The 24,877-nt window shown below is 35.1% G+C and carries 26 protein-coding genes; 4 read left to right on the top strand and 22 right to left on the bottom strand.

Annotated elements, in window-relative coordinates:
* Nucleotides 1-19: 19 nt before the first annotated feature.
* The 7 genes from DKL58_RS03570 to add all read right to left on the bottom strand — a co-directional run bounded on the left by DKL58_RS03570 (nucleotide 20) and on the right by add (nucleotide 6,581).
* Nucleotides 20-1,927 carry a copper-translocating P-type ATPase gene (locus DKL58_RS03570; protein WP_109586123.1) on the bottom strand — a complete coding sequence of 636 codons (1,908 nt, stop codon included), beginning with the start codon at nucleotides 1,925-1,927 and terminating at the stop codon, nucleotides 20-22.
* 13 nt (nucleotides 1,928-1,940) lie between these two features.
* A complete protein-coding gene (locus DKL58_RS03565; RefSeq protein WP_109586122.1) occupies nucleotides 1,941-2,312 on the bottom strand; it encodes a cupredoxin domain-containing protein in 372 nt (123 codons plus the stop codon).
* 135 nt (nucleotides 2,313-2,447) lie between these two features.
* Nucleotides 2,448-2,651 (bottom strand): hypothetical protein, encoded by a 204-nt coding sequence (locus tag DKL58_RS03560; RefSeq protein ID WP_109586121.1) that lies wholly within the window; start codon nucleotides 2,649-2,651, stop codon nucleotides 2,448-2,450.
* Nucleotides 2,652-2,750: 99 nt separating this feature from the next.
* Nucleotides 2,751-3,533 (bottom strand): ABC transporter permease, encoded by a 783-nt coding sequence (locus tag DKL58_RS03555; protein WP_109586120.1) that lies wholly within the window; start codon nucleotides 3,531-3,533, stop codon nucleotides 2,751-2,753.
* Between the two features lie 2 nt (nucleotides 3,534-3,535).
* Nucleotides 3,536-4,333, bottom strand: a complete 798-nt coding sequence (locus DKL58_RS03550; protein WP_235191477.1) for an ABC transporter permease — start codon at nucleotides 4,331-4,333, stop codon at nucleotides 3,536-3,538.
* A complete protein-coding gene (locus DKL58_RS03545) occupies nucleotides 4,330-5,313 on the bottom strand; it encodes an ABC transporter ATP-binding protein (protein ID WP_162542324.1) in 984 nt (327 codons plus the stop codon). The genes DKL58_RS03550 and DKL58_RS03545 overlap by 4 nt, the downstream gene beginning before the upstream one ends.
* A gap of 242 nt (nucleotides 5,314-5,555) precedes the next feature.
* Complete coding sequence (gene add / locus DKL58_RS03540) at nucleotides 5,556-6,581, bottom strand: adenosine deaminase (RefSeq protein ID WP_109586118.1); 1,026 nt, start codon at nucleotides 6,579-6,581, stop codon at nucleotides 5,556-5,558.
* A gap of 300 nt (nucleotides 6,582-6,881) precedes the next feature.
* Here add and guaB point away from each other — a divergent pair, with 300 nt between their 5' ends.
* The gene (gene guaB, locus DKL58_RS03535) at nucleotides 6,882-8,027 is read left to right on the top strand and encodes an IMP dehydrogenase (protein ID WP_109586117.1); all 1,146 of its coding nucleotides are present in this window, start codon (nucleotides 6,882-6,884) and stop codon (nucleotides 8,025-8,027) included.
* A gap of 40 nt (nucleotides 8,028-8,067) precedes the next feature.
* On the opposite strand, the gene DKL58_RS03530 is transcribed toward guaB, so the two are convergent.
* The 8 genes from DKL58_RS03530 to glmS all read right to left on the bottom strand — a co-directional run bounded on the left by DKL58_RS03530 (nucleotide 8,068) and on the right by glmS (nucleotide 15,691).
* Nucleotides 8,068-8,505, bottom strand: coding sequence for a MarR family winged helix-turn-helix transcriptional regulator (locus DKL58_RS03530; RefSeq protein ID WP_109586116.1), 438 nt, complete (start codon nucleotides 8,503-8,505; stop codon nucleotides 8,068-8,070).
* A 10-nt stretch (nucleotides 8,506-8,515) separates the two neighbouring features.
* A complete protein-coding gene (locus tag DKL58_RS09605; RefSeq protein WP_239386428.1) occupies nucleotides 8,516-9,016 on the bottom strand; it encodes an MFS transporter in 501 nt (166 codons plus the stop codon).
* Between the two features lie 21 nt (nucleotides 9,017-9,037).
* Nucleotides 9,038-9,913 carry an MFS transporter gene (locus tag DKL58_RS09600; RefSeq protein ID WP_239386426.1) on the bottom strand — a complete coding sequence of 292 codons (876 nt, stop codon included), beginning with the start codon at nucleotides 9,911-9,913 and terminating at the stop codon, nucleotides 9,038-9,040.
* Nucleotides 9,914-10,046: 133 nt separating this feature from the next.
* Entirely contained in the window at nucleotides 10,047-11,570 is a 1,524-nt protein-coding gene (locus tag DKL58_RS03520; protein WP_109586115.1) for a glycosyltransferase, read from the bottom strand.
* Nucleotides 11,571-11,725: 155 nt separating this feature from the next.
* Nucleotides 11,726-12,439 (bottom strand): hypothetical protein, encoded by a 714-nt coding sequence (locus tag DKL58_RS03515; RefSeq protein ID WP_045927843.1) that lies wholly within the window; start codon nucleotides 12,437-12,439, stop codon nucleotides 11,726-11,728.
* A gap of 36 nt (nucleotides 12,440-12,475) precedes the next feature.
* The gene (locus tag DKL58_RS03510) at nucleotides 12,476-12,913 is read right to left on the bottom strand and encodes a CopY/TcrY family copper transport repressor (RefSeq protein WP_109586114.1); all 438 of its coding nucleotides are present in this window, start codon (nucleotides 12,911-12,913) and stop codon (nucleotides 12,476-12,478) included.
* 24 nt (nucleotides 12,914-12,937) lie between these two features.
* Nucleotides 12,938-13,753 (bottom strand): Cof-type HAD-IIB family hydrolase, encoded by an 816-nt coding sequence (locus DKL58_RS03505; protein ID WP_045927841.1) that lies wholly within the window; start codon nucleotides 13,751-13,753, stop codon nucleotides 12,938-12,940.
* Nucleotides 13,754-13,879: 126 nt separating this feature from the next.
* Nucleotides 13,880-15,691: a glutamine--fructose-6-phosphate transaminase (isomerizing) gene (gene glmS, locus DKL58_RS03500; protein WP_109586113.1), complete on the bottom strand. Its 1,812-nt coding sequence runs from the start codon at nucleotides 15,689-15,691 to the stop codon at nucleotides 13,880-13,882.
* A 713-nt stretch (nucleotides 15,692-16,404) separates the two neighbouring features.
* Here glmS and DKL58_RS03495 point away from each other — a divergent pair.
* Nucleotides 16,405-16,692, top strand: coding sequence for a hypothetical protein (locus tag DKL58_RS03495; protein WP_162542323.1), 288 nt, complete (start codon nucleotides 16,405-16,407; stop codon nucleotides 16,690-16,692).
* Between the two features lie 96 nt (nucleotides 16,693-16,788).
* On the opposite strand, the gene glmM is transcribed toward DKL58_RS03495, so the two are convergent.
* Genes glmM through murB form a run of 4 tightly spaced genes read right to left on the bottom strand, consistent with a single transcriptional unit; the run spans nucleotide 16,789 to nucleotide 20,925 of the window.
* Nucleotides 16,789-18,141, bottom strand: coding sequence for a phosphoglucosamine mutase (gene glmM / locus DKL58_RS03490; protein ID WP_045927839.1), 1,353 nt, complete (start codon nucleotides 18,139-18,141; stop codon nucleotides 16,789-16,791).
* A 20-nt stretch (nucleotides 18,142-18,161) separates the two neighbouring features.
* Entirely contained in the window at nucleotides 18,162-19,139 is a 978-nt protein-coding gene (locus DKL58_RS03485; RefSeq protein WP_109586111.1) for a CdaR family protein, read from the bottom strand.
* Nucleotides 19,136-19,981, bottom strand: coding sequence for a diadenylate cyclase CdaA (gene cdaA, locus DKL58_RS03480; RefSeq protein WP_045927837.1), 846 nt, complete (start codon nucleotides 19,979-19,981; stop codon nucleotides 19,136-19,138). Before cdaA ends, DKL58_RS03485 begins: the two co-directional genes overlap by 4 nt.
* Before the next feature lie 44 nt (nucleotides 19,982-20,025).
* Nucleotides 20,026-20,925, bottom strand: coding sequence for a UDP-N-acetylmuramate dehydrogenase (gene murB / locus DKL58_RS03475; protein ID WP_109586110.1), 900 nt, complete (start codon nucleotides 20,923-20,925; stop codon nucleotides 20,026-20,028).
* Between the two features lie 98 nt (nucleotides 20,926-21,023).
* Between murB and DKL58_RS03470 the strand changes: the two genes are divergently transcribed.
* On the top strand, nucleotides 21,024-21,557 hold the full coding sequence (locus DKL58_RS03470; RefSeq protein WP_109586109.1) for a 3'-5' exonuclease: 534 nt from the start codon (nucleotides 21,024-21,026) through the stop codon (nucleotides 21,555-21,557).
* A 75-nt stretch (nucleotides 21,558-21,632) separates the two neighbouring features.
* Here the strand turns inward: DKL58_RS03470 and tsaE are convergent, their stop codons facing one another.
* Genes tsaE through DKL58_RS03455 form a run of 3 tightly spaced genes read right to left on the bottom strand, consistent with a single transcriptional unit; the run spans nucleotide 21,633 to nucleotide 23,801 of the window.
* Entirely contained in the window at nucleotides 21,633-22,106 is a 474-nt protein-coding gene (tsaE, locus tag DKL58_RS03465) for a tRNA (adenosine(37)-N6)-threonylcarbamoyltransferase complex ATPase subunit type 1 TsaE (RefSeq protein WP_045927834.1), read from the bottom strand.
* Nucleotides 22,096-23,094 (bottom strand): phosphate acetyltransferase, encoded by a 999-nt coding sequence (gene pta / locus DKL58_RS03460; protein WP_109586108.1) that lies wholly within the window; start codon nucleotides 23,092-23,094, stop codon nucleotides 22,096-22,098. The genes tsaE and pta overlap by 11 nt, the downstream gene beginning before the upstream one ends.
* A gap of 11 nt (nucleotides 23,095-23,105) precedes the next feature.
* Nucleotides 23,106-23,801 (bottom strand): uracil-DNA glycosylase, encoded by a 696-nt coding sequence (locus DKL58_RS03455; RefSeq protein WP_045927832.1) that lies wholly within the window; start codon nucleotides 23,799-23,801, stop codon nucleotides 23,106-23,108.
* 196 nt (nucleotides 23,802-23,997) lie between these two features.
* Here DKL58_RS03455 and DKL58_RS03450 point away from each other — a divergent pair, with 196 nt between their 5' ends.
* A complete protein-coding gene (locus DKL58_RS03450; protein WP_045928916.1) occupies nucleotides 23,998-24,873 on the top strand; it encodes a Cof-type HAD-IIB family hydrolase in 876 nt (291 codons plus the stop codon).
* The last annotated feature ends 4 nt before the right edge of the window (nucleotides 24,874-24,877 follow it).

Raw genomic sequence — 24,877 nt, 5'->3', positions numbered from 1 at the left:
CGACTGCTATTTTTTATATCTATATTTTTGTTTTTCCTAATAAAACTGAACTGATTACAACCGATAATGAACTAAAGGCCATTGCTAATCCTGCTATTTCCGGACTAAGTGTGAGACCCACACCCGCAAAAACGCCAGCGGCAACTGGAATACCCAGTACATTATAAATGAAAGCCCAAAACAGATTTAGCTTTATCCTATTAAAAGTCTTGCGACTAAGTTTCAAAGCGCGAACAACATCTTCCAAGTCATTTTTGATAAGCACGATACCGCCTGCATCGATGGCAACATCCGTACCCGAACCCATGGCAATTCCAACATTTGCTTGGGTTAGAGCTGGCGCATCGTTGATCCCATCACCAACAAAGGCGACATGGTGCTTCTCTTGCAATTTTTTAATAACTGCTGCTTTATCAACCGGCAAAACCTCAGCAATTACCTGATCGATATCCACCTGTTCTGCAATAGCGTGGGCTACTTGTTGATTATCTCCAGTTAACATGACAGTTTTCAAGCCTAAACGATGTAAGTCGTTTATTGCATTTTTGGCATTCACTTTAGGAGCATCCTGAATTGCAATTAGACCCAGCACTTGATTATCTTGAACAACAGACACTACTGTTTTTGCCTCATTTTGCAATGCCACTATTTGCTCTTCTAAATCTGGAGCAATTTTAATTTCTTTTTGCTTTTTGGGGCTGCCGACTGCAACATTTGCATCAGAAATTTTACCAGTGACACCCCATCCCTCAATTACGGTAAAATTTTCTACCGTTTTTAACTGCAACTTTGCCTTTTTAGCTGCAGCTAATATAGCTGGAGCGAGAGGATGTTCAGATAATTTCTCTAAACTGGCAGCATATTGTAGAACTTTTTCTTTATCTCCCACAATATCTGTTACTTGTGGTTGACCTTTGGTAATCGTTCCCGTTTTATCAAAAACTATAGTATCAATGCTGTTTGCAGCCTCTAAAATTTCTCCATTTTTAATTAGGATTCCCATTTTGGCACCACGACCAGTTCCAACCATTAATGCAGTGGGTGTTGCCAGCCCTAAAGCACAAGGACAGGCAATAACCATAACCGCAACGGCAAAAACTAATGCAGTTGCTATGCTTTTACCAAGGAAAATATACCAAACTAAAAATGTTACAATTGCAATAATCAAAACTGTGGGAACAAAAATATTTGCAACCTTATCAGTTAATTTTTGAATCGGTGCATGACTGTTCTGTGCCTTTTTAACAATCTCAATAATTTGCGCCAGCATCGTTTCATTACCAACTTTTTGGGCTTGCATCACAAATGATCCCGTTTGATTGATTGTAGCTCCTATTACCTGATCGCCTGCCACTTTTTTAACTGGCATACTTTCGCCAGTTACCATAGATTCATCAATGCTTGAATTGCCAGAAACAATTTTGCCATCAACTGGTACTTTTTGCCCAGGCATTACTTGTATGTAGTCGCCCTTCACAACTTCAGTGATAGGAATACTGACAAATTGATCATCGCGCTTTACTAAGGCATTTTTTGCACCTAAATTAAGCAATTTCCCCATAGCGTCAGAAGCAGTTGCCCGCATTTTTTCTTCTAAAACCTGCCCTAATAAGACGAAAGTAATAACAAAAGCAGCACTTTCGAAGAAAACAGGTCTTTTAGTAAACATCGCATAAATACTGTAAATATAAGTTATCGATGTTCCTAAAGCAACGAGGGTATCCATATTTGAATGGTGCTTCTTAAAGGCAGACCAGGCACTAGTAATAAATGGACCTGCTGAAATCAACATAATTATTGTTGTAAAAATAAGCATGGTCCATTCGCCACCTGGCAACATCCATCCAGTAAAAGGATGAATAATCATTTCCAGAAGCATTGGCAGTGATAATATTAGCGACGTCCAAAAACGTGTTGTAATTTTCATTGTTTTTCCTTAGCTATTTGACAATTACCTTACCATGAAACATGTTCATACTGCATTCCCATTGATATTCACCTGGTTTTGAAGTATCAATTTTAACCCTTTCTACTTTGCCTTCAGGTAATTTCTGATTTATGCCAAAATCTGAAAATACAACATGATCTAAACAATTGGAGGAGTCTGTTCTCTTAAAATTTAAAGTAGCGGGTACACCCCTTTTAAGAACGACTCTTTCTGGTGAATAACCACCTTTAACTTCAATATCAACACTCTGTTTGTTTGACTTCATAGTGGCTTTCTCCTCTTCTACTTGATGGCTACCAAAGAACCACCATGCAATAAAAGCTATTAGTGCAAGACCCAAAGCTAAGATAATAATTTTATTCATGATAATTCCTCCCAGTTGAAGCTTATTATTAATGTCTACATTTGTAAACTAAGTTTAGTATAAGTTATGCATCTACAAATGTAAACCTAAATGCTCAAAAAAAACTTACTGATTTTTTCAGTAAGTTTTACCTTATTAATCTGCATCTAATCGCTTTAACCATTGAGTCAGATCATTTTTGTCCACCATTATTTGCTTAAGTTCGGCCTTATTATCAGCGGCCAAAAACAGCATTAACTGCAGATACTTTGCCACAGAAAGTCCATAATTTTCCAGGTTAGCTTTAGCTGCTTTTACTACTGTATCATCTAAACTAATTGTAAGAAGTTCGTCTTTCAAAGTCTATCCCATTTCCTATATTCTAAATAAAACTAACAGGATTATTTTAGAAAAGCCTCTATAGCTATGCAAGTATTTAATTCAAATTCATAATTCTTTTTATCTACCTGCTCCATTATATTTCTTCAAGCCTAAATTCCATACCCAATGGTCTAAAAATAAAAATACTAAGGCTATCAAAAGTTGCAATAACATTATTTGCCATTGCCGTGGCCTTATTAAAATAATTGTAGCAGGACAAGCAATTAATCCAAAAGGCAGGATGAAATTAAAAATAATATTACCCAGTCCCCGATAAATACTTGCAGGGTAGCGACTCATTTGTATCATACTTAAAAACAAATCATTTCTGCCAAAATTTGTTGGAAACCAAAATGCCGAAATTGTCCATAAATACCAAAGAGAATAGTATAAAATGCAGCCAAAAACGCAAGAAAGCAAAAAGAACAACACCTGGCCTATATTAACACTTATACCTTGACATGCATAAATAATTACAAATAGTCCCAGCACCGAATTAATTAATTGTGTAAATTCAATTGCACTAAAAAAGTAATATACCTTAGCGTTAATTGGTTTTAATAAAATTGAATCTAAGGTTCCTTCTCTAATGTCTTTTTCCATTTTAGGCATTGATTTGACCAAAAAAGCCATTAAGAAGCCGTCAAGCATAGTATAAACGCCAACCAACAACAGACATTCTTTGTAAGTCCAACCACCGATAGTATCAACATTTAGATAAATTACCTTAAAAAAAGCTATAGGAATGCCTAACCACAATATAGAAGAGATTATCCCAAACAATGTGTCTAACCTGAAACTAATAGTTTGCAATAAGGCAATTTTAATTAACGATTTGACTACTTTAAGTTTACTTTTCATAATCAACCCATTACATCAGAGTATCTCTGAAGCCCTTCTTTATTAACTATTTTTACTATTAAATAAAAAACTATCATCCATACAATTTCAATGATTGTGTTTTTAAGCCATATATTTAATGGTAATGCTTTAACAAGCGTATCAATTGGAAAAGAGCTGAAATATTGAAATGGCAGTAGTTTAATTATTTTTACCAAAAAAGGCGGCAAAATTTCTAAAGGAAAGTAAAAACCTGCCAGCAGATTGACTACAACTTCTTTTACCAGTAAAACAAAGAAAAGATTGTCAAACCAGTACGCTACACTACCAATAATATAAGAAAAAAGAAACCATAATATGGCTGCCATAATTAAACTAAATGCAAATTCAAGTAGCACGAGTAAAGAAATATGAATTAAATTACGCGCAACTATATAGACAAATCCAATGATTAAAATCGGAGCAAGCAAAATTAAATTTGCCAGTCTATCGCCCAGCATTTTAGCAAAATAATATTTTTCAATTGTAATTGGTCTATGGATGATATTAGACAATTCTCCTGAATGGATATCATCATTCAATTCCCAGTCAACTGCATACCATACAAAAGAATTAATAAAATTAACCCCAATATAATAAATTACCATTTGATTTTTGCTAAAACCACCAATAGTTTGACCATGATTCAATATTAATGACCATAAATAAAACATCACTAAACTTGGTACCAGTGCCTGCAAAAGCAAAATTATGACGCTGCTCTTATTGGCTAATATAGACTTCAATGAGATCTTGCTTACTGAAAAATAGGTTTTTATCATTTTTCTTTCTCCTCAGCAAATAGCTCTAAGATAATATCTTCAAGCTTCAGGTCATTTATTTGATAGTCAGAGCCTTGATTATCCCGTGCCAACTGAGCGATCTGGTCATCTACCTTTTCTACAGGAACTTTAATTGTCACGGACAAATCATCCTGATCAATAATCTTGGTGCCCAGTTTACTTTCGATGAAGTTCTCCGATTTAATAAAAGTAATATATTTATTCTGATTAAACCTCTCTAATAAATCTGTTTTTGGTCCATCCCACATTATCTGACCGCTATTTACAATGATCAGGTGATCACAGATAGTTGCAATATCTTCCATATCATGAGAGGTAAGAAAGACAGTCAATTTTTCTTCCTTGTTCAGCCTTAACAAAAACTTGCGTATATCCCTTTTTGCCAAAACGTCCAAACCAATAGTTGGTTCATCTAAAAAGAGTATTTTTGGTCTAGTTGCTACGCCGGCCAGAAATTCTACTTTCATTCGTTCTCCCAGTGATAATTTGCGGGTTTGTACATCTAATTTTGAAGTTACATTTAGTATCTGAGCCAGGTCATTGACCGTTTTTTGAAAAATTTCTTCCGGTATATCGTACATTGACTGCAATAATTTCAAATAATCTCTAGGGGTTAAATCAGGAAAAAGTTGCGATCTATTTCCCATAACGACTGAGATTGACTTTTTGAAATCATTTATCCTTTTTGTAGGATCATAGCCATTTACCCTGCAAGTTCCAGCTGATGGAAACAAGGTTCCAGTCAGCATCTTAATGGTCGTGGTCTTACCTGCCCCATTTTTGCCAATAAAGCCAACTTTTTCACCGTTCTTGATAGTAAAATTGAGCGCTTTTACTGCTTGCACTGCCGTCTTTTCAGGCTTATAAATATTTTTAACAACTGCGCGCCAGTTTTCACCCCTGCTGCTAATAAAATAATCCTTAGAAAGATTATGAACTTCAATCGCATTTTCGTTCATTTTTGACCTCATTTAGTTATCTAGCCAGCACAAAAAAGCAATTTTCAAAAGGACAATCCTTTTTACAAAATTGCTTTAAGTTTTGAACACCTATCATCATACATTTAGAAACTGTCATTGGTTTAACCTTATTACTTATAGATTTTAAATCAGCAACAATTAGATAAATTCTACCACATTTTTAACAGTTTTTAAATATAATTTAATTTTTGGCACAAAATATATTTTCTATCTAGAAAATATCACCTTTTATTTGAGATGTATTCATCTATTTGTGCAAGATAGCTTTCTTTTTCCTGCTGACTGATCCAAGAGGTTTTAAATGAATTTTGTGCTATTCGGATCAATTCTTTTTCATTCCAATCACTCTTTTGGGCAAATTTATAGTAAACATCATTAATATAATTACTACCCTTATAAGCTGGATCATCGGAATTAAAACTAATCAGCGCACCGTTATTAAAAAGCTTATTAATGGCCTTTTGTTCCATAACTTTGCGGGTATAAAAATAAGCCATGGGGCATGCTGTAATACCAATTTTTTGGTCTATTAAAAATGTCATCAAATCCGCATTTTCAACTATATTTAAGCCGTGATCCAAACGATCGACCGTAATAATTTCTAAAGCTTGTTTGATATGATCAACTGTATCAACTTGGTGCAGATCACAATGCATTGTTAAATAATAACCTTGATCTCGAGCCTTAGCAAAAACCAGCATAAACTTCAGCGGTGGATTATGATGCTCATCTGAATCAAGACCAACACCTAATATCCAACCTTTTTTATGATATGGTTCAGCTTCTTTTAAAGTTTGCATTGCCGATTCTTGTGAATATTCTCTTAAAAAGCACATTATTAACTGGACATCAATGTCTAACGATGCTGCATCAACAATCGCTTCATGAATGCCTTCAATTACTGTAGCAAAAGGAATACCCCTACTAGTATGCGCTTGAGGGTCAAAAAATAATTCAAGGTGCTTAACATTGCTGTCAGCTTCTTTGCGCAAAAAAGCTGCAGTTAAATCATAGAAATCTTGTTTAGTCCGCAAGACCTGCATCCCTTTATAGTACGCCTTTAAAAATTCCGGCAATCCTACTCCATAATTCCTGTCAATATCCGCTGGAGTCTTAGCACCAATATCAATCTGATTTCTCTTAGCAATGGCAAATTCCATTTCAGCTTCGAGTGTTCCCTCTATATGAACATGCAGTTCAGCCTTAGGCAATCCGTCAACAAACTTACGAGATAATTTTTGGATCATCTTTGTCTCCTTAACAAAATAATTATAAATACGAACATTTTAATATAAGTCTAATTATCCTCTTGATCATTTAAGTTTTTATATAGCTATAAATCAATATTAAAAATCATAACATTTTTATTCATCACTTACAATATCTATTGATATTGTGATTTTGTTCGATTTTTACATTGAAATACTTCGGTAGTAATATTATAATTTTAACAATACGATCTATAATTTTATCTTGACCAAGATTAAAATCACTAGTAAAGTGTAATCAATTTAACTTTAATATTTTTGAAAAGGAGAGTGCATTAAATGTCAAATTGGACAACAAAATTTGTTAAAGAGGGCTTAACGTTTGACGATGTGTTATTGATTCCAGCGGAAAGCCATGTATTGCCAAATGAAGTGGATCTTCATACTCAATTAGCGCCTAATCTGAAACTCAATATTCCTATTATTAGTGCTGGAATGGATACCGTAACTGAAGGCGCAATGGCAATAGCAATTGCTTTGCAAGGTGGTTTAGGCGTAATCCATAAAAATATGTCCATCACTGCCCAAGCTGGCGAAGTTGCAAACGTCAAAAATGTTGTTGTTCCATCTAACATTACCAAAGCAGCTGTCGATGACAACAATCACCTGCTTGTTGCTGCTGCTATTGGAGTCACCAGTGATACATTTGAACGTGCTGAAGCACTTATCGAAAAGGGTGCTGATGCAATTGTCATTGATACTGCTCACGGTCATTCAGCTGGTGTTTTGCGTAAAATCAAAGAAATTAGGGATCATTTTCCTCATGTTACGTTAATAGCCGGAAACATTGCAACTGGAGATGCTGCTAGAGCTCTTTTCGATTCTGGAGTTGACATTGTTAAAGTAGGTATTGGTCCTGGCTCCATTTGTACTACCCGTGTAGTTGCTGGTGTCGGAGTTCCGCAAATTACTGCAATTTATGATGCTGCTACTGCTGCCAGAGAATACCACAAACCAATAATTGCAGATGGTGGAATGAAGTACTCAGGAGATATAGTTAAGGCACTGGCTGCGGGCGGAAATGCAGTCATGCTTGGAAGTATGTTGTCAGGTACAACCGAAGCACCCGGTGAAGTGTTTGAAAGCGATGGTCAAAAATATAAAACCTATCGTGGTATGGGATCTGTCGGAGCAATGGCTCAAGCCCATGGATCCTCTGACAGATATTTCCAAGGTGGTGTTAATGAAGCTAATAAATTGGTACCTGAAGGTGTAGAAGCACGCGTGGAATATAAAGGTGATGTTTCTGATATTATTTTCCAAATTATTGGTGGTCTGCGTTCAGGCATGGGTTATGTGGGTGCAGCCACTATCAATGATTTACGTGAAAATGCTCAATTTGTAAAAATTACTAATGCCGGTTTAAGAGAATCTCATCCACATGATGTCCAAATTACTAAAAAAGCACCTAATTACGAAAGATAAGAAAGCAAATTAAAAAATAGTTATTGCTTTCATGCAATAACTATTTTTTTGAACTATTTTCAGATATAGCTTCATTCAGCTTCTGTAGATTTTTTACCAATTCTTTCTTCGTATCGGCTCCTAAAATTTCAGCATAACTATTCTCAGAATTAACAAAATAATAAGTTATTTTTGGTCCCAGCTTGATAGCTTTCTCAGTTAGGATTATTGCCTTTAATCGTGTATCATGTTGATCAACTTTTTTGGTAATTAAACCTTTTTCTTCCATTAAGCGTAATACATTAGTAGCAGTAGACTTCCTAATGTTAAATTCATGCTCAATATCCTTTTGATAAATGGATTTGTTTTGGGCAAATGAAGCCAAATATTCAATAATTAGCATCTGTGTTCCAGTTAAACCAATTTTTCTGGCGTAGTAATCAGCATTACGATTAAATGTATTTTGTACACGCTGTAAGGCTAATCCTAATCTGTTCATTAATCTTACTCTATTCCTTTGCTTTTACCGATTTTGTAGCTTGATAAAGTAAGTATACACCAACAAGAACAATAATAAGAATAAAAATAAAACCTACCTGAGCAGCTTCAATATATTTTCCAGTAGTGGAACTTTGACCACTCATCTGTTCTACAAATTGCATAATAGCTGAAATAATTGCCGTGCCGACAGCTCCAGCAAATTGCTGCGCCATATTGAACAGACCATTGCCATCTGTATTTTCTTTTTCATCTAGTTGACCAATGGAAGCAGTCATAGTATCACCCATTACCAGACCTATACCCATCATTGTAATAGCATAGAACAGAATAATTTTGCCAGATGATAGTGAAGAAGCAAATATACAATAAAGAATCCCACCAATTATTTCCAAAACTGCGCCTGTCATTATTGGTTTTCTGGGACCATAATTGTCGAGCAATCTGCCACTAATTGGTGAGAGCACTGCCCCAACAAGTCCACCTGTTAAAAGCAGAAGACCTGCAGTCATTGCTGTAGAATGATTAACAATTTAAACATAATTTGGCAAAATGAAAGACAATCCTAAGGTATTGACTTGAAAAATAAAATAAGCTGTTATGCCTTGAGTAAATTTAGTATTTTTAAAAACTCTAATATTAATTAACGGAGTAGCAGTATTTAAAGAATGCTTGATAAAAATAATTAAGCAAATAACGCCGACTGCTAAAGGCAAAATAAACATCAATGGTTTTTGTAATATGGTAGACAAATTGCTAAAAGCAAAAATAAAACCGATAAATGTTAAAGCAATGCTCAGAAATCCTGCTGTATCGAGTTGCGTATGTGCAATTTTTTTGGATTCATCATTAATTGAAGCTATACCCATTAGCAGAGAAATAATCATCACAGGAATGATAAAAATAAAGATATAACGCCAACCTAAAGTATTGACGACTAATCCGCCAAATGTTGGACCTAAAGCTGGAGCAACCGCCGTAATCATTGTTCCTATTCCCATAAGCAATCCAATTTTATCTAATGGCGTCCGTTCCAAAATAATATTAAACATTAATGGAATAGCTATTCCTGCTCCTGCTCCTTGGATGACACGACCAAGTACCAAAAAAATAAATTGATTTGCTACTGCATCAATCACTAAACCACAAACAAATAAAGTAGCGGCTGTCACAAAAAGTTTTCTTGAACTAAAATTTCTTTTTAAATATGCAGATAATGGCATAATAATAGAAGCAACTAACAGATAACCAGTTGTCATCCACTGTACGGTAGCCATATTAACATGAAAATCATTCATCAAAACGGGAAAAGTAACGTTTCCTGCTGTTTCAATTAGCACACCTGAAAAAGACATTAATCCGGCTGCGAAAATTGAACAAATTAATTTTGCATCTAATTTTCTTTGCATTCATATTCCTCCTAAAATTTAGTTAGCAAGCTAACTAATTAACCATAGTAACTCACATTTTTTTGAAATGCAATAAATTTAAAATAAAGAAAAACTCACCTTGAAATTCAAGGTGAGTAATTTTTTTAAATACTTATTTATCTGTATCAATCACATATTTCTGCCAGTAGCGCCAAACATTCTCACTGGATGAGCGTTTGGCATTTTCATACGCTCCCTCATTCAATTTTCTGCGTAATTTAGGACTGGCAAAAAATTCTGTAATTTTGGCTGCCAGTTCATCAATGTGACCACTAGGAACAACAAAGCCGCTTTGCCCATCAGCAATCAGATCTGCAGGACCATAGTTAATATCATAAGCGATTACGGGTACACCGTGTGATTGGGCTTCAACTATTGAAAGCGGCGCTCCTTCATATCGTGAAGAAAGAACTGAAAGTTGCGCATTGTCATACACCGAATCCATATCTTGTGTATAACCCATAAAATGAATAACATCTTCTAATCCAAGATCCTGCACCAGTTTCTTTAACATTTTTTCTTCTTTAAAATTATCGTTACCATCGCCATAACCATAAATATCCATAGTTAAAGAATCATTTTTTTGGTAAGCCTGATTAAAAGCTTTGATCGCATCATCGATACGCTTTTCGTGAAATAATCTGGCTATGATTATTATTTTTCCTTTAATACGTTCACTCATTGGAACATGTTCTGCCTGTAGCTGCTCATCAGGAACTATTCCAACTGGTATTGAAACTATCGGAACTTGCGTCCTTAATCTTTTACGCATGTCATCTGCCTGATGCTTACTAGGTGTGACTACCAAATCCGTTTTACTCAGTAATTCGTTATTAGAAATTGAATTATAAGTAAGCGGTGAACTAGGATCCCAGTAATCTCTGAAATGAATGTTGTGAAAATGCTCGATTTTTCTAGCTGGTGTTTTCATATTAATCATTGGTACGTTGGTAATATTGGAGCGGTCAGAAATAAACGTTGATTTTTCATCCCCATCCTGCTCATTCAATTCATCGAGCATAATGGTAAATGCTTGACCACTATTCATTAAAGAATGAACAACCCCATGAGTATCAGTCAGCTGAATGTTAGTTGCTGGATAGTAATTAGGTCGTTTCTCATACGAAATTTCATAATAAATGGTATTGTCTGGACGGAAAAATAATTCGTAGACTAAATGATCATCAGCAGTATCAAAAATTTGGGTCAGACTCTTAAAACCACGTGTATCATAAAATTCCTCTTTGATACGGTTAACATCGCCATTATAATATGTAATGGTATCGATGCTACCATTAGGGAAAATATTAATGGTCATAGTTTTACGATTGTCTTCATATACTTCATAGCCATTGGTAATTTTTTTCACCTGGTTAAAGCCTGGAATGGGTAAATCTTTCAGAGTAACAATACGACTGGCATAATTTACGGTTCCAGCAAAAAAATCAAACATATTAACATAGTCATCATCATCCAACCCATAAAGAGACAAATTACTATGACCAAAACGGTTAAATTCATTCGTTGTTATTTTCGCTTTGACATGGTTACGTTTAAACAACTTTAGTCTTTTAACTTCTGCGTGTTCTATTCCTGAACTATTTGCATCTAACTTGCTATCTAAAAAGTAATACATTAATTTTTCCTTTATTCTTACATCTACACTGTCAGTATCAATTCTAGCATATATTTTTAAGAAAAATTATACTTAAAATAATTAATTGCAATATTAAAAAAAGCATTAACCAAAATTTTTGCGGTTGATGCTTTAACTTCTATGTATATTTTTAATTAATCTTCTTTTTTAGTCAATTTCAGTATAACTGGCCAAATTAGCGCAGCTATAAAACCGAGAGCAAGTCCAACCCATAAAATTGGTGAAGTGGTTAACGTTATGCCCGGAGCAGTGTTACTTTCAAGCCATTGAACTAATTGATTTGCTAAAAACTGTAGTGCTCCAAATGATCCTATGGCTGCAACCAATAAAATAATTGAAGCCCAATATTTACCAAATAGCATCAACAAAGCAGCTAGAATAAAAACTAATATTGTTGCAAAGAGGCAATAATGAAAAATACTAATAGTTTGGTTAACTTTATCCTTATTTTCATTTAAACCATTGTTAATTTTATTTAGCAGCAGATTGCTTACAGCTTTTTGTACTTCATTATTTTCCGGGAAAGATAAATTCTTAGCAGATACTTCTCCGTTTTCCTGATAAGTAACACTGAGATTATATAGACTAACATAAGACATATCATTATGATATTTTTTGGGTAACTGTTCTAAAATTTTGTCTTCAACACCAAAATCCTTAGCCAATTTTAGAGTACCTTTTAGTCTTGAATCACCAGTATTATTTACGCTTTTTTTAATTACAGTTTGTGCCATGCCACGAACATTTTGCACATTAACAGTTATTGGAGATTCCAGTAGCAGAAAGCCAGAAATACAAACTGTCGCAGTAAAAATCAGGCGGAATAAAATACTAGCAAATTTTTTCATCAAATTGACCTCCCATAAGAATATTAACTATTTAATCTAACAGTCATGTTGACCCGAAGCTAAACAGTTGCAATTAACCATTTCGGGAGCACTCTCTTTTTTATAAGCAAGTTCTTTTTCTATTTTAGCAATGTCACCCTGAGCAAGAGGCATATCTTTAAGAATGGCTATCATTACCTGACCTTTATGCATATCACACATATGACTCATCATTTCTTTTGTGACCTCAATCATCATTTCGATTTGAGTAACAGTAGCAGAATAAACAAATCGGCGACCGTCTTTACGGGTTTTTAACAAACCCTTTTTGACCAAACGTCCCATTAAAGTTTTGATTGTAGATTCAGACCAATTCTTTTTTGCCTGAAGCTGCTGAATCACTTCTCCAGTGTGAATTTCTCCTAAAGTCCACACTATTCTCATAACTTCCCACTCAGCTTCGGAAATATTATGTTCTCTATTTTTTTCTACCATAATAATCAACTCAACTTTATTTTACTACAGAACGAACTTTTTTATTGCTTTCGCAATTCCATCATGATCATTGTCTTCTGTCACATAATTTGCATAATCTTTTATTTCTTCAATTGCATTACCCATGGCAATTTTCATAAAGTCAGGATTTGTAAACATGGAAATATCATTGCCTTGATCGCCAATTACCATAATTTGGCTTGGCTTAATTTTTAATCTTTCTGCCAATTGCAAAACAGCATTCCCCTTGGAAGCGTCTTTAATATTAATTTCAATGATGCTTGAAAAACTGCGAACAATATCATATTTTGCAAAAGCCCACTGAGGAATATTATTCCACAATTTATCAACTTCTCTCTCATCGTCAAGTACGCTAAGACCCACTTTATTAAAAGTAAAATCTTGTGTTATTTCTTCAGCTTTACGTACTTTAAGCACATTATTTGTAAAGGTCGCATTCCTCGCCAGGTTAACACCTATATTACGATCACAAGTCCAGTAACACTCAGGGGTTTCAAAGTGAAGGTTAACATGTGCCAATCTTTGCAGTTTTCGCATATTAGTAAAGTCACGATAATTCATTTCTTGATTCATTAATATGTTTCCTGCCAGATCCTGAATTACAGCACCATTAAAAACAATATCATACTGTTTTTTACCCTCCAAACCTAATTGCTTATTAAATTCCTTTACACCAGACAAAGGTCTTCCTGAAGCCAAAACAATTTTAATTCCCTGGCTATTTGCCTGCTTAAGAATCCGTTCAGTTTCCGGTAAAATCTGCTTTGTAGTTGTCAGCAAAGTGCCATCTAGATCAACCGCAATCAACTTTATTGCCAAAATAATATCCTCCTGCACATTTTCGCTATTTTCTTTATTATACAAAAAGTCGTAATTACTTACGACTTTTTCAAGAATTATTCTGTTTTAAATAAAAATTTTTGTTAAAAAAGATGATTCAAAATATTATTCTACCGTCACGCTCTTAGCTAAGTTGCGCGGTTTGTCCACATCCAAACCTTTATCTTTTGCTGCAAAATAAGCAAAAAGCTGTGCTGCCACTACACTAACCAGAGGAGATAAATAATAATTTACTTCTGGCAAAACAAGATCATCATTTGCTTTAGCTAATGATTTACGAACTATTGTGATAACGTTAGCTCCGCGCGCGATTACCTCTTGAATATTGCCACGCATAAGGTCCGATGTAATCGGATCATTAATCAATGCAATGACAGGTGTACCCTTTTCAATCAATGAAATTGTCCCATGTTTCAGTTCAGCTGCCGCAAAACCTTCAGTTTGGATATAAGAAACTTCTTTAAGCTTTAAGGCCGCCTCTAAAGCAACTGGATAATCGATTCCCCTGCCGATATAAAAAGCATTGCGACTTGGTATAATATATTTCTGAGCAAGCTGTTCAATTTTTGACTGACTGGAAATTACTTGTTCAATTCCTTCAGCAGCCAAAGCAAAATTCTCTTTTAAGTCAAACGCCGTAGCGTCTTTATTTCCTAATTTCTCGCCCAAAGCTTTAGCTACAATAGCTTGAACTGCAACTTGAGCTGTATACGCCTTAGTTGAGGCAACAGCTATTTCGGGGCCTGCTTCAAGCGACATGGCATAATTAGCTTCGCGCGCCAAAGTAGAGTTAGGAACATTCGTTAAAGTTAAACTAGGTATGCTTCTTTTGATTGCTTGTTGCAGCACAACTCGTGAGTCTGCAGTTTCGCCGGATTGGGATAAGAAAATAAAGAATGGGTGCTTTGACATCATTGGAAAGTGATATCCTGCTTCTGATGCAAATCCAACTTCAGTTGGAATCATAGTCAACTTTTCAAAAAGTTGTTTGCCAACTAAACCCGCATGGTAACTTGTACCGGCAGCAAAGATATAAAGTCTGTCTGCCTTTGATAAAGCACTGATAATTTTAGCATCTACTTTAGGATCACCATTTTGATCAAGATAATATTGATCCAGGTGGCGTAAAACACTAGGTTGTTCACAGATTTCTTTAAGCATATAAAACTCATAAGTGCCTTTAGAAGCAGCATTTTCGTCAATTTTTAATTCATATGGCTTATGATTAACTTTTTGTCCCTCAATTGTTTCAAGTTGATAACCATCTTTAGTAATATCTCCGACTTCTCCATCCTGTAAATCGACAAAAGTTTTAGTTTGATCTAATACAGATAGTGCATCGGATGCAATAACATTAAAGTCATTACCAAGTCCAAGCATCAAAGGAGATTTATTTTTAGCAATAAAAATATGGTCAGGATTTTGATTATCTACCAATAAAAGGGCATAAGATCCTTTTATTAATTGCAATGCTTGCTTTAAAGCCGTAAAAGCATCTTCGTTTTTTTCACGAGCAAACTTACTAATTAATTGAACTATCACTTCAGTATCGGTGTCAGACTTAAAAGAAACATCTTCAAGGTACTGCTTTTTTAATTCCTGGTAGTTTTCAATTACACCATTGTGAACCAAATAAAAGCGCTCAGTTTCATCAAATTGGGGATGAGCATTATTTTCAGTTGGTTTTCCATGAGTAGCCCAACGAGTATGCCCAATTCCAACTAATCCTTGTTCATCAGGTGTCATTTTATTTTTTAAATCCTGAATACGACCGGCTGTTTTAGTTAAAAATTCCTTTCCAGCTAAATTATTTAGATAAATTCCAGCTGAATCATAACCACGATATTCAAGCTTAGACAATCCGTTTATAACAATTTCCCTAGCAGATTTTCCAACAATTCCGACAATTCCACACATATATTTCTCCTTTGGTCTAGTACAATAATATCATTTTGGGCTAATTAAATAATTCAACTCACGTATGGAATATTAGCTTTTTTAAAGTAATTGGTCAAGCTATATTTTAATGATTGGTCTATACTTTAACGTGAAACTACTGTTGCTAACGCAATAAAAGAGCAAAAATAAATGTTAAAAATTTTAAACTGAGAAGAGTTAAACAGTTATTTCTTTGAACAAGCAAAAGCCGTCAAATAAAAAGCAAAAATAATATTTAGTAATATTCTAAAGGAAGCTGGCTTCTTGATACTTTTTGTTTTACGTAAAATTTAGCCTTCATAGACATTTAAGGGAAAGCAATACTATAATATCGGTCATGGTGGTTATATCAAGGCTGTAAATGTTAGAAGCATTGATGGATATATTTTATGTATTAACTACGATACTGTTCGTATAGCTTCAATACCATTATCTGCTGATAATGGTAATGGGAAAGCAAATCTTGTTAATAATAAAGGTGAATTTACCAATAAGTATGTCAAAAAAGGTACAAGACTAGTGGTTGATCATCGTAGTGACAGAGAAGAACTAGCTGGAACGAACAAAATTGTTATGCTTGATAATAGAGTTTTAGAGGTATATCGAATAAAAAACAGTATGAACTTGTTTGTTTTTTAAGAGATGATATTAAAACTCAGCCTCGTCAAAGTTTGCTGCCATATACTAACATCATGTATATAAAATTTGTAAGTGACGCAGATCTTTATAATACAAAAGGAGAATTTGCGGATAGAATAAAGTTTAGGTTAGGTGACATTACTTCTGTTACAGGTCTAAGATATATATGGATACGAGCAGATAAAAAAGCTGAATTATTTTATGAAGTCCTAAATTCACCAGCAAGATCCGAGGAGTATAATTTTGTAAAAGCGTCAACTGCTAAATATCTCTTTGGCAAGCATTTAAAACCAACTAATACAGCAGCAGATGTCACGCCAGACAATATAGAAAAAGATTAAAAAAATAGAATAAGACCCCCAAATTCGCCGTAGATTTGGGGGGTCTTATTCTTGTTTACCTGCTTTTTAGCTCAAAAAACAGTGGGGCTAATTTATTTATACGCCCATTTCCGCTTCAACTACATCAGTTATTCTCTTAACGTAAGCATCTGTTTCTTCTTGAGTAGGACCTTCAGCCATTACCCGCAGAAGCGACTGAGTTCCTGAAGGACGAACTAATACTCTTCCTTCATCTCCCATATCACTTTCAACTTCTTTTATTACATTCATAATCGGTTCATGATTTTTCCAAGAATTCTTATCTTTAACCGGAACATTTACTAAGCACTGAGGATATTCTTTAAAGTCAGTTAACAATTCTGTTAAAGTTTTGCCTGTTTTTTTCATTACTAACATTAGATGCAAGCCAGTCAACATCCCGTCACCAGTATTATGATAATCACTCATAATAACATGACCAGACTGCTCCCCACCTAAGTTATAGCCGTTTGCTCGCATTTCTTCTGAAACATACCTGTCGCCAACTTGAGTACGAACATTTTTAATCCCACGCCTTTGTAACGCTTTGGTAAAACCGAGATTACTCATTACAGTAGTGACAATGGTGTCCTTTTTTAGTCGACCTCCATCTTCCATGTAGCTTCCGAGAATATACATGATATGATCCCCATCAACTTCATGACCATTTTCATCGACAGCGATGCAGCGATCAGCATCGCCATCAAAAGCGAGACCAAGTTGCGCACCCTGCTTAACAACTTCTTCCTGCAGCCTTTCGGTATGCGTAGCGCCAACATGATCATTAATATTCAAGCCATCAGGATGAGTAGCAATAGTAGTGAAATCAACCCCACAATCAGCAAATAACCGGGAAATCAAACTGCTGGCAGCACCGTTGGCACCGTCAATAACGACTTTGATGCCGCTAAGGTCTTCCGGAATTGTATTTTCGATAAATTGTAAATATTTTGCACTGCCTTCATGAAAATCAGTGACAGATCCCAAACCTTTAGCAGAAGGTCTAGGCAATTTGTCCTCAGGTGCATCAATTAGTTGTTCAATTTTTCCTTCCATTTCATCAGATAACTTCAAGCCATCACTACCAAAAAACTTAATACCATTATCTTCGACAGGATTGTGGGAAGCAGAAATTTGTACTCCTGCATCTGCTCCTTGAGCACGCACTAAATATGACAAACCAGGGGTAGTTATTACTCCGACTTCCAAGACTTCAATTCCAACAGATAAAAGACCTGATATCAAAGCATATTCCAACATTTGGCCAGAGATTCTTGTATCACGTGAGACTAAAACTTTAGCCTGTTCTTCTTTGGCTTTATTTTTGGTTAAGACATATCCACCGTCACGACCTAATTTAAACGCCAATTCTGGTGACAGGTCTTGATTAGCCACTCCACGAACTCCATCAGTGCCAAAATATTTTAACATTAGTAAACAACCTCTCTATCTTAATTATTTTTATTTTTTGAATCGTTTGCATTATCTACTTTTACTTCTACAGCAATTTGCGTGGGATTAGACTTAACAATACCATCAGGTAAATCTAGAGTAATAGTCTTAGTTGTAGTAGAAGTAACCGAACCTAAATCAACAGGAACCTCTAGATTTTTAATTTTTGCTAAATCTTTTTCATTACCAAATAACGTAACATACTTATTTTTTACAGTAAGCGAATACACCTTATCTACTTTTTCATGTTCAGGTTTGAGCTTTATTTTAACTGCTTTCTTAGATGTAGTAATTGGAATTGTCACTTTAGCTGTAGCTGGATCAATTACAACATTAAGTTGTCTGCCCTTACGATCTTCAGCTATTAAACTGACTTGACGTTCATAAGTATGATCGATTCCATTAGGTAGAACAACTTTAGCAATTATTTGATCAATTTGATCAACCTCGGAACGAGCTCCAGTAACCTCTACTTGTTGTGGGTATACACTGGAGTGTCCCAACTGATATCCCTCACCAACTGCACTCTTATTATACTCTATTTGTATGGGCATAGTTGTGGACTTTCGCCGTTGAATATTAACTTCAACGCTGCGTGGATTAACAGAATAGGAAATCTGCTTATTAATACCATTTACATGTACTTTAACATTGTGTTGACCAATGCTTTTTTTCGTTAAATCGATATATGCTCTGAAATTTTGGGTATTGATAGTTGAGGTAACCAATGCAGTGGATCCTTCAAGAGTAACGCTTACTTTTTCAGGATAACCCACAACATAAAATTTGTCTGTATCTACCGAAACTTGTAAGGGAACTTTAATAGTTTGCGTTTTATTTGCAGTCTGCTTAGTTTTATCCGTCTGTCCCTGAGACAAAAATCCTTCTTGGGTAGAATTAACATAAATTACCAGTAACACAGCAATTAAAAGGGAAACTAGCCGAATAAACCATGATTTTTTCCAAAACTCTTTCATCGATCGGCACCCCATTTCCATATCTTACGAATAATTTTTTGATACCATTTGTCGTTACCACTTTTCTTGGGGACCAGTTCTGCATTAAGATACTTTAAGTATTCATCTCGTGTCATGTCAACTAAAAAGCGACCATTACGTGTGATCGTTACCCCACCAGTTTCTTCTGAAACGACAATGGTAATTGCATCAGTCACCTCTGATATCCCAACAGCTGCACGGTGACGAGTTCCGAGTCTCTTAGGAATCATACTATTATCAGACAAGGGTAAATAAGCTGCCGCCACTGCAATTTTGTGATCCTTATTAATAATGACTGCACCATCATGTAATGGAGTATTAGGTATAAAAATATTAATTAATAGTTCTCCAGTAACATCAGCGTTAAGCTTAATCCCAGTTTCAATATAGTCTTCCAGTCCAGTTTCCTGTTGAATTGTAATTAGCGCACCAATTCTTCTTTTCGACATATATTGAATAGCTTTATCAAGTTCATTAATAAATTGAATTGATTCAGTACGGGCACTATCTTCTCGACCACCAAAAATTGGCAAGCGCCCTAAGTGTTCGAGACCTCGTCTAATTTCCGGTTGAAAAATTACTATTATCCCAACAACTGACCATGAAACTATTTGATCAATCAGCCAGATCGTTGTGTGTAACTGAAAAATGCCTGCAAGGATACGAACAATAAAAATCAAGACAATTCCTTTGGCTAACTGAACAGCCTTGGTTCCCCTGATCAAAATAACCAGGTGGTAAACTACAAACCAAATAATCAGAACATCAAGAATTATTGAAAAGTTCCCCCATGTAAAAATGTGTCCTCCATTAGTCTGCATAAATGCTCCTTTCTATCATAGACAAACTTAATAATTTTTTCGGGTTAATCATTAGGTTTACCAATAATTCTAACTTCAGTATGCAAATCCAGACCAAATTTTGTTTTGATTTTTTCTTGAATCAAATGAATCAGGTCAAGATAGTCAGTTGCAGTGGCATTACCTTTATTTACTATAAAACCAGCATGCTTAGTAGAGTCTTGAGCACCCCCAATTTGTTTTCCTTGTAAACCGGCTTGAATAATCATAGGACCAACATAATGACCGGTTGGTCGTTTAAAAACACTGCCACAAGAAGGGTATTCCAGTGGCTGTTTATATTGACGCAAAGCATTTAAATAATTCATATCCGCCAGAATGCGGTTTTTTGCAGATCTTTTTAATGCAAAAACTGCTTCTAATACAATGTCACCATTCTCTTGAACCAAAGAATGACGGTAGGAAAACTTCATTTCCGATTGAGAATAATTTTTAAAATTGCCAGAACGTGTCATTACCCTAACACTCTCAATAACGTTGCAAGTTTCACCTCCATAGGCACCAGCATTCATGAACACAGCACCACCAACACTGCCAGGTATCCCAGCTGCAAATTCCAAACCACTTAGACTATGATGAGCTGCTGTAAATGCAGTTTCGACAATAGTCGCTCCCGCTTGAGCAATAACTTTATTTTTATCAACTTTAATTTGATTCATTTTGGTTAAAATTAGGACTATACCTGAGATACCACCATCACGAATTATTAAATTGGAAGCATTTCCTATTATAGTCAAGGGAATATTGTTATCATGTGCGGCAATTACTAAGTTTTTTAGCTCACTTTCATTTCGTGGAAATGCAAGAAACTCAGCTGGTCCCCCAGTTTTTGTAAATGTATATTTACTAAGCGGAACCTGCCTCTTTATTTCTATGCCATTTTTGGTTAAATCTGATAATTTCAAATCAAAAATCCCCTTTGTCTAATCTTTTTCTATTTTACCGCATTCAGTTAATTGCTTCATCATATGTTATACTAAAATTAAAATTTAAAGGTGAGAAAATGAATTTTATTGCAATGGATTTTGAAACTGCCAACCGGCATCCAGAAAGTGCTTGTTCACTTGCTTTAGTAATGGTTCGCAACAACCAGATCGTAGATCGATTTTATACCGTCATTAATCCCCAAATGCCTTTTGATGCACATAATATTCAAATTCACGATATAACTGCTGAAGATGTCAAAGATGCTCCTACAATGGCAGAGGTATGGCCTAAAATAAAAGATTTGTATCAGCCTGGAATGTTAGTAACTGCTCACAATGCCCGCTTTGACACAAATGTAATGCGACAAAGTTTAGCCCGTTATGACATACAAGAACCACACTATTTTGTCATTGATACGTTGCAAACCAGCAAGTTGCTTGAACCTAAGTTGCCAAATCACAGACTTGATACAGTTTCAAAAGCACTTAACGTTGAATTATGGCACCACCATAATGCATTAAGTGACAGTGAGGCATGTGCAGGTATACTAATAGCTCAGGATGAGCAATACGGTGATGAAGCATTAAAAAACTTGGTTTACCAAATATAATAGAAAAAACAGGACGAAGTGATATGAACCCTATAATTAGGATAAACTGGGATCACATCATAACAGCCCTGTTTTTTAATTTAATGATTGTAAAATACTTTTAGACCATTTTTTGTTTCTCGCGCCTTTTGCATCAAATTCAACTATTCGCTTAGTCGAATCCCAACTGTCATCAACACGCTTAATAGTGATTTCTAGAAAAGTTTCTGGTAATTGTTCCTGTACAACTTCTGGCCATTCAATCACTACCATGCCGGGTTCAGCCAAATATGCATTCAAATCAATCGAAGATAAATCATCATCTTCCAAGCGATAAAAATCCATATGATACAAAGGCAACCTGGCCTCAGGATATTCGCGGACAATTGTAAATGTAGGACTTTTGACTGGTCGCTTAATTCCCAGTGCTCTGCCAATTCCTTGAGTTAGGGTCGTTTTTCCAGCTCCAAGATCACCATTTAATAACAATAGATCATGTGCCTGGGCAGTCTGAGCTATAACCCGACCTAGGTCCTGCATTTGTTGCGCTGAATTGACATTAAGCTTCATTTTCTTCATTCCTTAGTAATACCTGTGCAGCAGTCAATATGGCAATATTATATACATCCTGAGTACTTGCTCCGCGCGATAGGTCATTAACAGGCTTACGAAGTCCTTGCAAAATCGGACCAATAGCGGTGAAATTTCCTAGTCTTTGAGCTAATTTATAGGAAATATTCCCAGACTGCAGTTCAGGAAATATAAAAACATTGGCCTGGCCTTTTAAAGGAGAATCAGAAGCTTTTTTTGCAGCAACATCAGGCACAAAGGCTGCATCAAATTGCAATTCACCATCTGCCAAAATTTCAGGATGATTATTTTTAAAAATTTCAGCAGCCTGTTTTACTTTAGTAACCATCTCACCCTTAGCTGAGCCTTTAGTTGAAAAACTTAGAAATGCTACTTTAGGATCAATATCAATCATTTGGGCAGTTTTAACTGACTGGTAAGCAATCTCAGCCAAAGTTTCACTATCCGGATCCAAATTAATTGCACAGTCAGCAAAGACATACTTTTTATCTTTTTTTTCCATAATAAAACTGCCAGAAACTCGTTTCATTCCCTTTGACGTATGAATTAACTGTAAAGCAGGTCTGACAGTTGCAGCTGTTGAATGGGCAGCTCCTGAAACCATACCGTCAGCTTCATCCATTTCTACCAGCATAGTACCAAAATAATTTGGGTCTTTCAGTGATTCTTCAACTTCACTCTGTGGAATATCTTTTCCTCGTGCTTTAATAAAACTCTGAACCATAGCTTTTTTATTTTCATAGTTAACCGGATTTGCTATTTTCAAATCTTCAAAATCTAAATTTTCCTTTTGAATTAAGTCGATAATTTTTTTCTGGTTCCCCAATAAAACCGGTGTGACGACCTTTTCAAGTGACAATTTACTAGCAGCTTTTAAAATGCGGGAATCACTTGCTTCAGGAAAGACTATTTGAATATTTTTTTCTGCTTTTTTTACTTTATTTTTTAATAAATCGAAAACGCTCATTTACTTCCTACCTATGCTAAATCTTCTTTTGTTATATTTGAGGGCAATTGCCAATCAATTGGAATTTCGTTAAAGTTTTTCAGTGCTTCATTGCAACGTGAAAAAGGTCTCGATCCAAAAAATCCTCTATCCGCAGAATATGGACTTGGATGAGCTGATTTAATCACAAAATTTTTATTCTGGTCAATTAAAACGATTTTATTTTGAGCATAGCGACCCCATAGTATAAAAACCACTTTACCGCGATCACTAAGAGCCTTAATAGCAGCATCAGTAACGTCTTCCCAGCCTTTACCCTGATGACCGTTAGCGTGACCATAAGGGACTGTTAAAACAGCATTTAATAGTAAAACACCTTGATCTGCCCATTTTTTTAAATAACCATGATTAACGGGTCTGCAACCAACATCATCATAAAGTTCCTTATAGATATTTTGAAGAGAAGGAGGCAATTTTACCCCCGGATTAACCGAAAAGCTCATCCCTGTTGCCTGGCCCGGATTATGATATGGATCTTGCCCCAATATTACAACTTTTGTATTTGCAAACGAAGTTAATTTAAAAGCAGTAAAAATATGATACATGTCTGGATAAATTTTTTTAGTGGCATATTCTTTTTTTAAGAATTCATGTAATTGCTGATACTTTTCACTTTCGAAAACAGGAGCCAAAATATTATCCCAGTCATTACCTATAAACTTTTTCATTACTTCAACAGCCTCTCTTTCACTAACTTTTATGTTATCATGAAATTAATTATCAAAGTGAATCAAATTGGTACTTTTAATTTCTTCTTACTTTTTAGCTAAGTTCAACAAAATAAAAAGTAAGGTTTTCTTCATATATATTAATATGATAAGTACCAAAATGTTTATCAAACTTGGAAGAGGAGCAATTTTACCATTGATTAAATTAGTAGCTTGTGATTTAGACGGAACTCTTTTTAATAGTGATATGGCTATTTCAGATGAAAATGTAGCTGCAATTCGTGCAGCACAAAGAAACGGTATTGAATTTTTAGTGGCAACAGGACGAACACCACGCCAATCTCGCAGAACCATTGAAAAATATGGCCTTAAGACAGGCTTTATCAATATTAATGGCGCCTTAGTCTACGATGCCGACAATAATTTAAAAGTTAAACACAAATTGCCTAATGACAAAGCGAGTTCAATTTCAAAGATTCTTAAAGAAAATAATATATACTTTGAATTAGTAACTACTGATAAAATATATTCAAGCGATATTAGTAAACGTGTAGTTAATCTTGCTCGAGCATTAATGATACTTAATCCAGGTGTTACTTTTAAAAGGGCTGTTGCTACAGCTGCTGGTAGTGATGCGATGTTAAGTATGACTTTAGTTGAGAATCTTGATCAATTATTAGCTAATGATAAAATTGAGATAATGAAGATCATCGCATTTGATGCTCACGGACAATCTGCCTTTGCTAAAGCTAAAAAAGAAATCAATGCTTTAGGCAATGTCGTTGTTACTTCAAGTTCCGCTGCTAACATTGAAATTAATGATATTAAAGCTCAAAAAGGACCTGCACTTCTTGATTATGCCCAAATGAAAGGTCTTAAACGTGAAGAGGTGGCTGCTATCGGCGATAATTTAAATGACGCCAGTATGATTAAAGACGCTGGAACCGGCGTAGCCATGGCAAACGCAATACCGACAATCAAAAAGTTGGCACAGGTCAAAACTAAATCAAACAATGATAATGGAGTTGCTTACATATTAAGGAAATTTATTAAAAATAACGCTAAAGAATAGAGGT

Source organism: Lactobacillus kullabergensis, from assembly GCF_003151025.1.
In the GTDB taxonomy this organism is placed as follows: domain Bacteria; phylum Bacillota; class Bacilli; order Lactobacillales; family Lactobacillaceae; genus Lactobacillus; species Lactobacillus kullabergensis.
This window is presented reverse-complemented; position numbering and strand designations above follow the sequence as displayed.